The organism is Mycobacterium sp. IDUB_36 (assembly GCF_055419225.1).
In genome coordinates this window covers 895777-909470 of sequence record NZ_JBVAXH010000001.1, presented here as the reverse complement: position 1 = coordinate 909470, position 13694 = coordinate 895777, and the positions used below count along the sequence as shown (strand labels likewise).

The window sequence follows — 13694 nt, the reverse complement described above, 5'->3', positions numbered from 1 at the left end:
CCTCACATGGAACGCACGCGGAGTACATCGGTGGCGAGCGTCGCCGGCGCCGGTCAGCGGCGCGCGCCCGGGAAACGACCTCTGTAGGGTTATTCGCGTGTGTGGAGCCACCGGTGAGGTGCGACTCGACGGTCTAGCGCCTGATGTAGCGGCGGTGGCCGCGATGACCGCCGTGATGACCCCGCGGGGTCCTGATGGCGCGGGCGTCTGGTCGCAGGGTCGTGTCGCGCTCGGTCACCGTCGCCTGAAAATCATCGACTTGACCGAGGCGGGCGCGCAGCCGATGGTCGACTCCGACCTCGGGCTGACGATCGCCTGGAACGGCTGCATCTACAACTACAAAGAGCTGCGCAGCGAACTTCAGGGCTACGGCTACCGATTCTTCTCCACCAGCGACAGCGAGGTCCTGCTCAAGGCCTATCACCGCTGGGGCGACGACTTCGTCAGCCACTTCAAGGGCATGTTCGCCTTCGCCATCGTCGAACGTGACAGCGGCCGCGTTCTCCTCGGTCGCGACCGCCTCGGCATCAAGCCGCTGTACGTCACCGAGGACACCCACCGGATCAGATTCGCCTCGTCGCTGCCGGCGCTGCTGGCCGGGGGCGGCGTGGACACCCGCATCGACCGCGTCGCGCTGCACCACTACATGACGTTCCACTCCGTCGTGCCCGCTCCGGCCACCATCCTGCGCGGCGTGCGCAAGATCCCGCCCGGATCGTTGCTGGCCATCGAGCCGGACGGGCGCCGCGTCGCGACCACCTACTGGGCTCCGGACTTCACCCGGCACGAGGACCGATCCGACTGGTCCGAGCGCGACTGGGAAGACGCTGTGTTGGCGTCGCTGCGGACCGCGGTCGAGCGGCGACTGGTCGCGGACGTGCCGGTGGGTTGCTTGCTCTCCGGCGGTGTCGATTCCAGCTTGATCGTCGGCCTGCTCGCTGAGGCAGGGCAGCACGGGTTGGCGACGTTCTCGATCGGATTCGAGTCGGCGGGCGATATCAAAGGCGACGAGTTCCAGTACTCCGACATCGTGGCCGAGCGTTTCGACACCGATCATCACCAGATCCGCATCGGCACCGAGCGGATGCTGCCCGCCCTCGACGGCGCCATCGGGGCGATGAGCGAACCGATGGTCAGTCACGACTGCGTGGCCTTTTATCTGCTCAGCCAGGAAGTGGCCAAGCACGTGAAGGTGGTGCAGTCGGGACAGGGCGCCGACGAGGTCTTCGCCGGCTACCACTGGTACCCGCCGATGGGCACGTCCGCGGCATCACCCGTCGAAAGCTCCGTCGCCGAATACCGCGCCGCCTTCTTCGACCGCGACGAAGAAGGACTCGCCGCCCTGCTCGCCGAGGGTTACCTGGCGCCGAATGACCCGAGCCAGCGTTTCGTTTCCAAGCACTTCGCCAACGCCGGCGCCGAGACTGGCATCGACCGCGCGCTGCGGCTCGACACGATGGTGATGCTGGTCGACGACCCGGTCAAGCGGGTCGACAACATGACGATGGCCTGGGGTTTGGAAGGCCGGGTGCCGTTCCTCGACCATGAGCTCGTCGAGCTGGCCGCCACCTGCCCGCCGGAGCTGAAAGTCGCGCACGGCGGCAAGGGTGTGCTCAAAGAGGCTGCGCGCCGGGTCATTCCGGCGGAAGTCATCGACCGCCCCAAGGGTTACTTTCCGGTGCCCGCGCTGACTCACCTCCAGGGGCCCTACCTCGATATGGTCCGCGACGCTCTTTACGCTCCGGTCGCGAAGGAGCGGGGGCTGTTCGATACTGGAGCGGTGGACGCGCTGCTGGCTGACCCCAACGGTCGTCTGACGCCGCTGCGCGGAAACGAACTCTGGCAGATCGCGTTGCTCGAACTCTGGTTACAACGTCATGGTGTAACCGGGCCGGCGGCATGACCTCCGACGGTCCTGAAGAGGACCACACCGAGGCCATCACCCTCGGCCTCCATGACGCGACCCCGCCGCATCTGGTCGATGCGATGGCGAAGGATGTCGAAGTCGAATTGGGTTGGGGCCGGTTGATTTTCGGCCAGACCTTTGCAGATCCTCGGACGTTGGCGGAGGCCCTCCGGCGGGAGGCGCCCGGGCGGCGCGACATCTGTATCTATGCGCGCGAATCCCATGTCGTGGTGGCGGGAGCGCCTACCGAGTTGTTCATCGACCCCAGCCACACCTATCGACTGCGCTTCACCGAGGATTCGGACGACGCCGACACAGCGCCATCGCCGGTCGGTGTGACGGTGCGCGCGCTCAACGACCCGGGCGATGCCGACACCATGAATCGCGTCTTCGTCCGCTGCGGAATGGTCCCGGCGCCGGTCGAGGTGATCTGGGACAACCATGTTCACCAACCCGCCATCACCTACCTGCTCGCCGTGCGCGACGACGACGGCGCTGTGGTGGGGACGGTGACCGGGGTCGACCACCAGTTGCTGTTCTCCGATCCCGAACGCGGCTCGAGCCTGTGGACGTTGGCTGTCGACCCGGGGGCCGGCATCCCGGGCATAGGCATCGCCCTGACTCGGAAGTTGGCCGCCCACTTCCGTCGTGCGGGCCGCGCTTACATGGATCTCTCCGTCACACATGACAACGCGGCCGCGATCCGGTTGTACGAGAAGCTGGGTTTCCGGCGCGTGCCGGTGTTGGCGATCAAGCGCAAGAACGCCATCAACGTGCCGCTGTTCACTCCGCCGTCGGAAACCATCGATGACCTCAACCCCTATGCCCGGGTCATCGCCGACGAGGCGATACGTCGCGGAATCTGGGTGGAAGTGCTGGACGCTGAGACCGGCGAGATCCGGCTCAGCCACGGCGGTCGCAGTGTGATTACCCGCGAGTCGCTGTCGGAATTCACCTCGGCGGTCGCGATGTGCCGTTGTGACGACAAGAGATTGACCCGACGACTGGTCTCCGAGGCCGGTATCACCGTCCCGCGGGCCCGCCTGGCAACTTTCGACGAGGGCGACTTCGAATTCCTGAATGACGTGGGCGAGGTTGTCGTCAAACCCACTCGCGGAGAACAGGGTAAGGGCATCACGGTGGGCATCACCGTCGAGCACGGCGTCGACGAATTGGCTGCCGCGGTCGCGCGAGCACGGGCGGAATTCCCCGAGGTCCTGATCGAGCAGCGGGTGAAAGGCGACGACCTTCGCCTCGTGGTGATCGACGGTCGGGTGGTAGCGGCCGCGTTGCGGCTGCCGCCGGAGGTCATCGGCACCGGTGAGCACACCATCCGCGATCTGATCGTCGGTGAGAGCCGACGGCGCTCCGCGGCCACCGGAGGTGAGTCGCGCATCCCGCTCGACACAGTCACCGAGGCCACGGTCGGAGAATACGGCTGGAGCTTCGATGACGTTCTGCCGCAGGGGATGCGGCTTCGCGTCCGGCACACCGCGAACCTGCACCAGGGCGGCACCATCCACGACGTCACCCCCAAAGTGAACCAGGAACTGTGCCGGGTTGCGGTGACGGCTGCCGAGGCCATCGGCATCCCAGTCACGGGCATCGACCTGCTCGTGCCCGATGTCACCGGTCAGGAGTACGCGTTCATCGAAGCCAACGAGCGACCTGGCCTGGCAAATCACGAACCACAGCCCACCGCAGCGGCTTTCGTCGACTTCCTGTTCCCCGGCCAGCCCGGGCAACCGTTCGCCTGGACGCCCGAGGAGTCGCCGCGTAATCCCGACGACTCGGTCGTCAGGTAATCCGGCTCACCACGGCGACGGAATTCCCGCGCGGATGCGGGCCACTTCCGAGCGCGCGAAGCGCACCCGATCGGTGTCGGCGCCACGGGCCGCTGCCAGCTCGTCGCCGAGCGAGTACGCGGCGTTGAGAATGTAGCGCGCCCGTCGGCGTTCCTGACGGTTGTGGCTGCTCTTGCGATAAGCCTTGCGGGCCTTGCGATTGCCAGCCATCGCTTCGAGCTCGACCGGTGTGATGACTTCACGGGCTTGCTCGGGAGCCATGACGGCGCGGACGAAGTCGCGTTCCCTGGTCACGGTCAGTTTGTACACCCGCGACACGATGATCAGCGCGATGATTATCGTCCCGATCAGCAATCCGATCAGCAGCAGCGCATTCTGGCCGGCGATCGCCGCCACCGAATCCCAGGTCCCGTGCAGCAGGATAGGTATCGCGATCAGGACCAGACCCCTACCGATCTTGCGCGGCTCGGCCGGCCGGCCGATGAGGTAGACCAGCCCGGCGCAGAAGATGGCGCTGTACAGGATGTGCGCTGCCACCCCGGTCAGCATGCGCAGGATGATGGTGCCGATCGAGGCGCCGATCTGGTTGGCGCCGAACTGAGTACCGGCCGACGTCATCGCGTAGGTGATGTCTTCCACGATCTGGAATCCCAGACCGATGAACGCACCGAGAATGAACCCGTCGAACGCCGTGCGCACATGCCGCTGCGCCAGCGCGATGAGCAGCAACAGGCCGGCGCCCTTGGCGAATTCCTCAGTGAACGGCGCGGCCAGGCCGGCGCCCCAATTCAGCGCCCAGACCTGACCGAAGTGCTTGCCGTACAACGCAAGTATCGCGTCATTGGCGTTCGCGGCCATTGCTCCGGTTGCCGCGAAGCCTCCCCAGAGGAACGCGACCACCATCAGGTTGTGCGGCAGCTTGGCGTAGTGGTCGATGCGGTCGGTGAACCACCAGAACAGCGCCGCATAGATGGCGAACGAGGTGACTGCCAACCCGATCGCTTCACCGTATGCGTTGTATTCGCGGGCAAGGGTGGAGAAGAATCCCAGGATTCCGATTCCCACCAGCGCCAGATATCCCCAGAAGGCAAAGTTTCGCGGTTGATAGAAGACGAACCGACGGCCCCAGCCGGACAGGTCGAGTGCCACATCGCGGGCGCGATCGAGGTCGGTGAGAGTCATCGTTGCTCCTGCTTGTCTGCCTTGACTGCCTTGAGGCTGGCGATCATTCGCAACACCGCGGCGCTGGGCTCGGCACCGGCGTCGGTGGGTCCGGTCGCAACGGCTTCGACTCCGCGATCGTCGAAGACGAAGGCGGCGATCAATCCGGCGGTGTGAGGGCCGGTGACACGTACGGTTGCGCCCTGCTTGCCCGCAGCCGTGACGATGGTGGCGGGCGTGCCGCTGATGTGTACGCCACGACCCTGATTGAGCGCCTCGGAGGTTGCCTGGATCTGATTGAGCAGTTGATCGGCGTCGCCCTTGAACGGACCGGTGCGCACCGTGAACTTCAGCGCGCCGTTCTCGACAGTGGCTGAGGCGGGGTATTGACCGGAGATCGGCGCATGGCCGGCACGCACACCGGAGGTGATGCCCCAGCTGGTTTCTGGCGCGAACGTCACATCACCGTCGATCTGCATCACATCGCCGGGACGAACGAGGTCGTGATACGGGACCGTCGCATTGATCACCGGCAGGACCACCGACATCAGAAAGACCAGCGCGAACACCGCCAGCGTCGGACGCAGGCTGCGTCGATCCAGGCCGAACCGTCGCTCGTCGGCGGGAACCCAGCCCTCGTCGGGCTCGAATCTCGGCCCGGAGGCCGGCGGGGATACATCGGTCATGGTCTCGTTTCCTGGTTGGCTTGATGAATTCTGACATCTCGCTGCAAGCACCAAGGCCGATGGGAAAGATCCCGCGATGACGTTCGACGACTCGACGCTCGCGAGCATCTAGGCTCTGAAGCCATGACGATCGACCGTGCAGCGTTGGCCGTGGGCAGCATCCGACTCGCCTCGGGCGTTTCTTTTCTTGTCGACCCCTTACGGGCGAACAAGCTGTGGGGTGATCCCGACAAGCCCGCGCCTACCGCGCAACTGTTGTTGCGCTCGATGGGCTACCGCGACGCGTTGATCGGCGGCCTGTTGGCTGCGGCGGCGTTGCGCGGGAGAAACACCCGAGGCTGGTTTCTGGCCTCTGCCGGTGCCGACGCCGCGGACCTGTTGGGCGGGATGAGCGTCCACCACGAGATGAAGCGGTCGCAACAAGCGGTGGGACTGGGCGGTGCTGCCGTCGGCATCGCCACCGGCCTGTGGGGCGCGGTCCGTCACAGCACGACGGCGAAAGACTCTGTGCCTCAATCGACGTGACGGGCCACAGTATCGACCAGGCGCTGCGGCCGTGATCTTCGTTGGACGCGATGCGTGCGGTGGTGTTGGCTGAAGCCATGTTGGCCCTGCGATTCACCGAGTTCGGTAACCCCGACGTGCTGCGCGTGGTGGACCTCGCGGATCCGCTTGCCACCGTGCAGGAGGCGGTCGTCCGCGTCGACGCGGCATCGGTCAATCCCTCCGACGTGAAAAATGTTGCCGGCGCCATGGATTGGACCGTGCTGCCGCGCACGCCCGGCCGCGACTTCGCCGGCGTCGTGGTCAGCGGCCCACCCGGTTGGGAAGGCGTATCGGTCTGGGGCACCGGAGGCGACGTCGGGTTCACCCGCGACGGGTCCCATGCGGAGTTGATCTCGGTTCCCGTCCAGGCTCTGGTTGCCAGACCCGAGCGGCTCAGTGTCGACGAGGCCTCGACCGTCGGGGTGAACTTCGTGGTGGCCTGGTACGGGCTGGTCGAGGTCGCGGAATTGGCCGCGGGGGAAACAGTCGCCGTGTTCGGCGTGACCGGGGGTGTGGGCGGAGCGGTCGCGCAGATCGCACATGCATTGGGCGCCAGAGTGATCGGAGTCGGTCGACGCCCGCCGGGAACTGATACTCCCGCCGCGGCGGTGCTCGATGACTTCGTCACCTACGACGCGGTGGCGGGCGTGGCTGCGGATGTGGTTTACGACGCGGTAGGCGGCGTGACCACCGCCGCGGCGCTCGATGCGCTGGCGCACCGTGGGCGGCTGGTGGTGATCAGCGCGGTGTCCTCGCCCGTCGTCGGGATCAACCTTCGCGACCTGTACCACAACGAGACTCGCATCCTCGGTGCCGACAGCGGCAAGCTCAGTGTCGTGGACTCGGCCAGGCGCCTTCAGCGGATGGCGCCCTATTTCGAGTCGGGCGCCTTTCGCCCGTTGCCGATCGCGGGTATCTATTCGCTCGACGAGGCGGTCGTGGCGTACCGGGCCGTCGAAGACCAGACCCCCGGACGCATCGTGATCAGGCCCGCCGATCACGGAAAGGCGCGATGATGTCATCCGACCTGAACGAACAGACCATCACCGACGCTGTGCAGCGAACCTTCGACACCGCCGCCGATCCACGGTTCCGGGAGGTGCTCGTCAGCCTCGTGCAGCACCTGCACGACTTCGCCCGCGAGGTGCGTCTGACCGGTGACGAATGGTTCACCGCAATGGATTTCATCGAACGGTTGGGCAAGGTCTCCAGCCCGACGCGCCAAGAGGTGATGCTGCTGTCCGACATTCTCGGGTTGAGCATGTTGCTGGACAGAATCAATCAGCACAGCGGTCCGTCGGTCACCTCGTCGGCTCTGCTCGGCCCGTTCTACGTCGAAGGTCGACCGGTGGCCGCCAACGGTGACGACATCTCCGACGGCGTCTCTGGCACACCGATGTTCGTCACGGGCCGAGTGGTGGACGATCAGGGTAAGGCAGTGGCCGGGGCGCGCGTCGACACCTGGCACAGCGACGGTGAGGGCTACTACGACGTCCAGCAAATGGAGAAGCTGCACGACGAATTCGCCATGCGCGCGCTCCTGACCACTGACGACGACGGCCGATTCTGGTACCGCTCCATCACGCCGCGCTTCTACCCGGTGCCCACCGATGGGCCGTGTGGTGAAATCATGCGTGCGGCACAGCGTTCCGTCATGCGACCACAGCATGTGCACTTCTGGATTCACGCGCAGGGGTATCAGTCACTGATCACCCAGCTGTTCTACCGTGACGACCCCTACATCAACCGCGATGCGGTCTTCGCGGATGTGCAGTCGCTGCAGACGGACTTCGTCCGTCATGAGCCCGGTGTCGCTCCCGACGGAACGGCCGTCGACGCGCCGTTCGTGACTCTGGACTGGACGTTCGTCCTGGCCACCGCTACCGGATAACCAAGGCAGGAGGCCGATGTCACGCATACCGCTCGTCTCCGCCAACGCGCAGACCGAGCACGCACGCGACTTCATGGCGCGCAGGGGTGCGCTCAACGTGTTCCGCATGCTCGCCAATGCGCCGGACGTCTTCGCCGGTTGGACGCAGATGGTCGACGAGTTGTCCGACAGCCCTACCTTCACCCTGCGCACAAAGGAATTGGTGATCTTGCGGGTCGCGCGGTTGCAGAATTCGCGCTACGAACTCAGCCAGCACATCGCGATCGCACGCGACGCCGGGCTCGACGAACAGCAGATCAGTGCGATCGTCGAGACCGATGATCTCGACGCGGGGGACTTCACCCGCGACGAACGTGTACTGCTCGATGTGGTCACCGAACTCTGCACCACCCGTAGACTCAGCGAGGCGTCGTTCACCGATGTCCGCGATCTTCTCGGCGACGAGGGCATCACCGAATTGTTGATGCTCGTCGCCTGTTACTACGGGCTCGCGTTGGTGCTCAACGCCGCCGACGTCGAGGTCGACACCGACGCCGCATTCCGGCCCGGGGAAGGCCACTGATGACTCGGATCGGCTACCTCGAGCCCGAGGACATGACGCCACAGGCCCGCGACTTGACCCGAGCGCGCGGCAATCTCAACGTCTACCGCACGCTCGCCAACGCCGACAAGGTGTTCACCGGCTGGATGGTGGCGGGCGACGCGGCTCTGACCAGCGCGGTGCTGCCGACCCGGCTGCGCGAACTCGTGGTGCTGCGCACTGCATTCCTGATGGACAGCTCCTACGAACTCGGCCAGCACCGCGACGTCGCCCGCACCGCGGGTGTGACCGGCGAAGAGATCAACGCGATCCTGTCCGACACTGGTTGGCAAGCAGGGCATTTCGATGCAACCGAACGTGGCGTCTTGACGCTGACCACAGAGTTGCTCACCACCCAGGCCGTCTCATCCGAGACGTTCGACCGCGTGCACGGTGCCCTCGGCAACCGGGCGTGTGTCGAAGTGCTGATGGTGATCGGGCGTTATGCCGGCTTGGCGCTGATGCTCAACGCGCTCGACGTCGACCTGGACGACAGCGCCCGGCTGCCGATCCCGCCCAGACGCGAGACGAGCTGACGTCACAGGGTGACGGTCAGCGGCCACACGTTCCAGATGTCGTCGCAGTACTCGGCGATGGCGCGGTCGGACGAGAACTTGCCGCTGCGTGCCGTGTTCAGGATGGACATCCTCGTCCAGCGATCCTTGTCCTGCCATGCGGCGCTGACCTGCTCCTGGCCGGCCACGTAGGAGGCGAAGTCGGCGCACACCAGGAAGGGGTCGTCGTAGCGCAGGTTGTCGACCAGTGGCTTGAACACCTCGGTATCTCCGTGCGAGAACTGCCCTCCGGCAATGAGATCCAGCACGCCGCGAAGCTCGTCGTCGCCGTCGATGTAGTCGGCCGGGCGGTACCCGTTCGACTTGACGCTCTCGACCTCGGATTCGTCGAGGCCGAACAGGAAGAAGTTCTCGGCGCCGACTTCGTCGCGCATTTCGACGTTGGCGCCGTCGAGCGTGCCGATGGTGAGTGCTCCGTTGATCATGAACTTCATGTTCCCGGTACCCGAGGCTTCCTTGCCCGCGGTGGAGATCTGTTCGGACAGGTCCGCGGCGGGGTAGATCAGCTGGGCGTTCTTGACGCTGAAGTTCGGCACGAAGGCGACCTTCAGGATTTTGCTGATCTCGGGGTCGGCGTTGATCGTCTCACCGACCGCGGTGATCAGCTTGATGATCCGTTTGGCCATGAAGTAGCCGGGAGCAGCCTTACCGCCGAAGATGAAGGCCCGCTGTGGAATCGACAGCTCCGGGTTCTGCTTGAGCCGGTGGTAGAGCGCAACGATGTGCAGCACGCTGAGATGCTGGCGCTTGTATTCGTGGATGCGCTTGACCTGAATGTCGAACATCCAGTCCGGGTTCAACTCGACACCCGTCGCGGTCCGCAGATATTTGGCCAGCCGACCTTTGTTGCTGCGCTTGATGTCTCGCCATTGCGCACGGAACGACGCGTCGTCGACGAACGCCTCGAGGCCCCGGAGGCGGTCCAGATCTTTCAGCCAGCCTTCACCGATGGTCCGGTCGAGGAGTTCACGCAACCCCGGGTTGGCCAGCGCAAGGAAGCGTCGTGGCGTCACCCCGTTGGTCTTGTTGCTGAACCGCTCCGGCCACAACTCGTAGAAGTCCTTGAGCACACTGTCTTTCAGCAGCTCGGAGTGCAGGGCGGCGACACCGTTGACGGCGTGGCTGCCGACGGTGGCCAGGTGTGCCATCCGCACGTTTTTGCCGCCGTCCTCGCCGATCAGTGACATCCGGCGAATCCGGGCCTCGTCGCCGGGGAACTTGGCGCGTACCTCGTCGAGGAACCGGCTGTTGATCTCGTAGATGATCTCCAGGTGGCGCGGCAGCGACTCGGCGAACAGCGTCAGCGGCCACTTCTCCAACGCCTCGGGCAACAGGGTGTGGTTGGTGTAGCCGAAAGTCGCGACGGTGATCTGCCACGCCTCCTCCCAGTCGAGACGACGCTCGTCGACCAGCAGTCGCATCAACTCCGCGACCCCGATGGACGGGTGGGTGTCGTTGAGCTGCAACGCGAATCGCTGAGGGAGTTCACGGACGCCGGCGTCGGCGAGGTCGTCCATGATGTGCAGCACATGCTGCAATGAGCAGGATACGAAGAAGTACTGCTGCAGCAGGCGAAGTCGTTTGCCGGCGTCCGGCTCGTCGTTGGGGTAGAGCACCTTGGTCACCGTCTCCGAGGTCACCTCGTCCTCGACGGCCTTGTAGTAGTCGCCGGTGTTGAAGGCCTCCAGCGCGAAGGATTCGACGGCCCGCGCGCTCCACAGCGTCAGCACGTTGCAGGTGTTCACGCCGTAGCCTTGAATGGGCGTGTCGTACGCGACACCCTTCAGCATGCGTCCGGGCACCCACCGCAGACGGTCGTGGCCGGAGTCGTCGGTGTAGTGCTCGACGTGACCGCCCCACTTCACCAGGTAGTTGACGTCGGGTTTGGCGATCTCCCACGGGTTCCCGTTGACCAGCCAGTTGTCGGTCTTCTCGACTTGCCAGCCGTCGCGGATCTCCTGGTTGAAGATGCCGAACTCGTAGCGGATGCCGTAGCCGATCGCCGGACGCTCGAGGGTGGCCAGCGAGTCCAGGTAGCACGCGGCCAGTCGGCCGAGGCCGCCGTTGCCCAGGCCGGGTTCGGCCTCGCAGGCCAGAATCTCGTCGAGGTCCTGGCCCATCGCCGCGAGCGCGGTCTTGGCCGCCTGCTCCAAATGCAGGTTCAGCAGGTTGTTGCCGAGCTGCGGGCCCATCAAGAACTCGGCGGACAGATAGCAGGTGACCTTGCGGCCGAGGTCGAGCGACGTCTGCGTCGAGGCCACCCGGCGGTCCTGCATGCGATCCCGGACAGCCAGTGCGAGTGCACGGTAGTAGTGCTCGGGCCGCAGCGCGGCGGCTGGGCGGCCGATCGAATAGCGGATGTGGTCGGTGATTGCCCGCTGCAGCGCGTGGGCGCCCATGCCGGTGCGGGAGTGCTCGGAGAGATCGGCCCGCACGCCACCGTTGGTGGTCTTTCCGTCGGCGGGTGACTGCTCGACTTCGGTCATTGACGTGTCCTGTTCCCTCGATCGGCGCGCCACGCGCCGGCGCAGGCAGCCATTGTCGCAGTGACGACTGGACACCGGGCACGCAATTGACGTCTGGCGCGTTAACGAAAGCTCACAGGCTCGCGACGCAGAGTTGTCGACCCGGCGCAGGGATCACATCTTGATGGCGGGAATCAACCGCTCGAGACTCCAGAGCTGATCGCGTCGGGCGGACAGCGACGAGACCACGATCCCCGCGACCCAGATGGCGACCAACACGACGATCGCCTGCCACAGTCGGGCGTCGATCCCGCCGAGGATCAGCTGCCGAAGCCCATTGACGCCGTAGGTCATCGGGTCGAAGCCGTGCAGCACCTGGAACGGCTTGGAGGTGGTCTCCACCGGATACATGCCGCCGGCGCTGACCAACTGGAGCATGAGCAGCGCCATGATCAGCACCCGGCCTACCGCCGGTCCGACCAGCGCGTTGATCGCCTGCGTCGCGGCGACGAATGCGAACGAGATCAGGATCATGAAGCCGAGCATCGACGCCGGGTGCACCACGTGCATGCCCAGACCGAAGCGCACCACGCAGTAGAGGATGATCGCCTGGAACGCCGCGATCACCGCGGCGGGCAGATAACTGGACAGCGCCACTCGGATGGGCAGGATCTCCGCGGCGATCGCGCGACTCTGCAAGGGCCGCAACACCATCCAGAGCACGAGGGCGCCGAAGAACAATGCCAGCGTCAGGAAGAACGGCGCCATGCCGGTACCGAAGTTGCGGGCGGCGTTCTCGTGTGAGGTCTCGAGCTGAACCGGACCGCCGATGGTATCGGCGACCGCGTCCTTCTGCTCGGTGCTCCAGTTGGGCACCTGCTTGGCGCCATCACCGAGCTTGGTGGCAAGTTCCGCCGAGCCGGATTTGAGCTGCTGTGCGCCGTCGTCGAGTTTCGCTATGCCGCTGGCCAATTGGGCGTTACCGTCGGCTACTTGCTGGGCTCCGCTGCGCAGCTGGCTCAGCTTGGTGGTCAGTTCCTGACCCTTGCCCCCCACCTGGTCGAGGGCCGCACCGAGCGGGCTGCCCGGTGTGCGAAGCCCTGACGTCATGTTGATCGCGGCGTTGCGGGCATCGGTGAGGCGCTGTCGGATCTCGGGTGTGAACTGATGCTGACGGAGTTGATCCTGGATTCCGCGCACGTTGTTCGCCAGCGGGTCCTGCCGGGCGGCGAGCTGGTCGATCACCGCCGACAACGAATTGGCTGCGGCATCCTGCGCTGCGGCAATGCCGCCGATCTGGTCTCCCGCCTGTTGTAGCGCCGTCGCACCCGCCTGGAGTTGGTCGGTGCTGGCGCCGATCGCAGACACCGCCTTGCTCACCGCGAGCAGCGGCTCGGTCGCCGAGTTGATTCCGTCGGAGAGTTGCCGCGCGCCAGTGGCCAGCGTCGCCGAGCCGGTACGCGCGGTGTCCAGACCGGCTGTCAGCTGACTGGTGCCGTCGGCGAGTCGTGCCGCGCCGTCCGCGGCCTGCTTGATACCGGACCCAGACGAAACCACCACGGACAGCATCTGATTGACGGCCTGACCGGAGATGCGGGACGACACGGCGTTGAGCACCTGCCCGATCGCGGTGCGGCCGATGCTGGTCGAAATGTAGTTGTTGGCGTCGTTGTACACGGCGATCAGGTTGGCCTTCTTCGGGTGCCCGGTCACCGGCGAGGCGATGGCCGCACTGAAATCCGGTGGCAACTCGACCATGAAGTAGTACTTGCCGTGTTCGACGCCGTTGTGGGCCTCCTCGGCACTGACAACGTGCCAGTCCAGGCTGTGATCAGCGGTCAGGCTCTTGGCGATCTCGGTGCCCGCGTTGAACGGTTGCCCGGACACGACCGCGCCACGATCGGAGTTGACCAGTGCCACCGGCATTTTGTTCACGTGGCCGAACGGGTCCCAAAACGCCCACAGGTACAGCGCCCCGTAGACCAGCGGCAACAGCATCAGCACCACGATCGCCACCCGCGTCATCCGCTTGCGCCCGAAACGCTTGATCTCCGAGCCGAATGCGAGTCCAGCCAGCAT

Annotated in this window: 11 protein-coding genes; 7 read left to right on the top strand and 4 right to left on the bottom strand. The window is 65.4% G+C overall.

Features of this window, described 5'->3' with window-relative positions; all coding sequences use genetic code 11:
• Window positions 1-97: 97 nt before the first annotated feature.
• Window positions 98-1903, top strand: a complete 1806-nt coding sequence (locus tag ACZYW1_RS04410; RefSeq protein WP_463783590.1) for an N-acetylglutaminylglutamine amidotransferase — start codon at window positions 98-100, stop codon at window positions 1901-1903.
• The gene (gene ngg, locus ACZYW1_RS04405; protein ID WP_463783588.1) at window positions 1900-3711 is read left to right on the top strand and encodes an N-acetylglutaminylglutamine synthetase; all 1812 of its coding nucleotides are present in this window, start codon (window positions 1900-1902) and stop codon (window positions 3709-3711) included. Before ACZYW1_RS04410 ends, ngg begins: the two co-directional genes overlap by 4 nt.
• A gap of 6 nt (window positions 3712-3717) precedes the next feature.
• On the opposite strand, the gene ACZYW1_RS04400 is transcribed toward ngg, so the two are convergent.
• Window positions 3718-4893, bottom strand: coding sequence for a PrsW family intramembrane metalloprotease (locus ACZYW1_RS04400; RefSeq protein WP_463783587.1), 1176 nt, complete (start codon window positions 4891-4893; stop codon window positions 3718-3720).
• On the bottom strand, window positions 4890-5558 hold the full coding sequence (locus ACZYW1_RS04395) for a hypothetical protein (RefSeq protein WP_463783585.1): 669 nt from the start codon (window positions 5556-5558) through the stop codon (window positions 4890-4892). The genes ACZYW1_RS04400 and ACZYW1_RS04395 overlap by 4 nt, the downstream gene beginning before the upstream one ends.
• A 123-nt stretch (window positions 5559-5681) precedes the next feature.
• On the opposite strand from ACZYW1_RS04395, the gene ACZYW1_RS04390 reads away from it, so the two are divergent.
• Genes ACZYW1_RS04390 through ACZYW1_RS04370 form a run of 5 tightly spaced genes read left to right on the top strand, consistent with a single transcriptional unit; the run spans window position 5682 to window position 9111 of the window.
• Window positions 5682-6083 carry a DUF4267 domain-containing protein gene (locus ACZYW1_RS04390; protein WP_463783583.1) on the top strand — a complete coding sequence of 134 codons (402 nt, stop codon included), beginning with the start codon at window positions 5682-5684 and terminating at the stop codon, window positions 6081-6083.
• A 50-nt stretch (window positions 6084-6133) separates the two neighbouring features.
• A complete protein-coding gene (locus ACZYW1_RS04385; RefSeq protein WP_463783581.1) occupies window positions 6134-7120 on the top strand; it encodes a quinone oxidoreductase family protein in 987 nt (328 codons plus the stop codon).
• Window positions 7120-7995, top strand: a complete 876-nt coding sequence (locus ACZYW1_RS04380) for a dioxygenase family protein (protein WP_463783578.1) — start codon at window positions 7120-7122, stop codon at window positions 7993-7995. The genes ACZYW1_RS04385 and ACZYW1_RS04380 overlap by 1 nt, the downstream gene beginning before the upstream one ends.
• Window positions 7996-8011: 16 nt before the next feature.
• Window positions 8012-8557 carry a carboxymuconolactone decarboxylase family protein gene (locus ACZYW1_RS04375; protein ID WP_463783576.1) on the top strand — a complete coding sequence of 182 codons (546 nt, stop codon included), beginning with the start codon at window positions 8012-8014 and terminating at the stop codon, window positions 8555-8557.
• The gene (locus ACZYW1_RS04370; RefSeq protein WP_463783573.1) at window positions 8557-9111 is read left to right on the top strand and encodes a carboxymuconolactone decarboxylase family protein; all 555 of its coding nucleotides are present in this window, start codon (window positions 8557-8559) and stop codon (window positions 9109-9111) included. Before ACZYW1_RS04375 ends, ACZYW1_RS04370 begins: the two co-directional genes overlap by 1 nt.
• Before the next feature lie 2 nt (window positions 9112-9113).
• Here ACZYW1_RS04370 and ACZYW1_RS04365 read toward each other — a convergent pair whose 3' ends face one another.
• Together ACZYW1_RS04365 and ACZYW1_RS04360 are read right to left on the bottom strand one after the other, a co-directional pair.
• A complete protein-coding gene (locus ACZYW1_RS04365) occupies window positions 9114-11549 on the bottom strand; it encodes a glycogen/starch/alpha-glucan phosphorylase (RefSeq protein WP_463787676.1) in 2436 nt (811 codons plus the stop codon).
• Window positions 11550-11789: 240 nt separating this feature from the next.
• Window positions 11790-13694 carry a YhgE/Pip family protein gene (locus ACZYW1_RS04360; RefSeq protein WP_463783571.1) on the bottom strand — a complete coding sequence of 635 codons (1905 nt, stop codon included), beginning with the start codon at window positions 13692-13694 and terminating at the stop codon, window positions 11790-11792.

Coding starts and splice junctions, on each gene's coding strand:
- ACZYW1_RS04370 (WP_463783573.1), top strand. CDS start 8,557: ATGACTCGGATCGGCTACCTCGAGCCCGAGGACATGACGCCACAGGCC.
- ngg (WP_463783588.1), top strand. CDS start 1,900: ATGACCTCCGACGGTCCTGAAGAGGACCACACCGAGGCCATCACCCTC.
- ACZYW1_RS04375 (WP_463783576.1), top strand. CDS start 8,012: ATGTCACGCATACCGCTCGTCTCCGCCAACGCGCAGACCGAGCACGCA.
- ACZYW1_RS04365 (WP_463787676.1), bottom strand. CDS start 11,549: ATGGGCGCCCACGCGCTGCAGCGGGCAATCACCGACCACATCCGCTAT.
- ACZYW1_RS04385 (WP_463783581.1), top strand. CDS start 6,134: ATGCGTGCGGTGGTGTTGGCTGAAGCCATGTTGGCCCTGCGATTCACC.
- ACZYW1_RS04360 (WP_463783571.1), bottom strand. CDS start 13,694: ATGCTGGCTGGACTCGCATTCGGCTCGGAGATCAAGCGTTTCGGGCGC.
- ACZYW1_RS04380 (WP_463783578.1), top strand. CDS start 7,120: ATGTCATCCGACCTGAACGAACAGACCATCACCGACGCTGTGCAGCGA.
- ACZYW1_RS04400 (WP_463783587.1), bottom strand. CDS start 4,893: ATGACTCTCACCGACCTCGATCGCGCCCGCGATGTGGCACTCGACCTG.
- ACZYW1_RS04390 (WP_463783583.1), top strand. CDS start 5,682: ATGACGATCGACCGTGCAGCGTTGGCCGTGGGCAGCATCCGACTCGCC.
- ACZYW1_RS04395 (WP_463783585.1), bottom strand. CDS start 5,558: ATGACCGATGTATCCCCGCCGGCCTCCGGGCCGAGATTCGAGCCCGAC.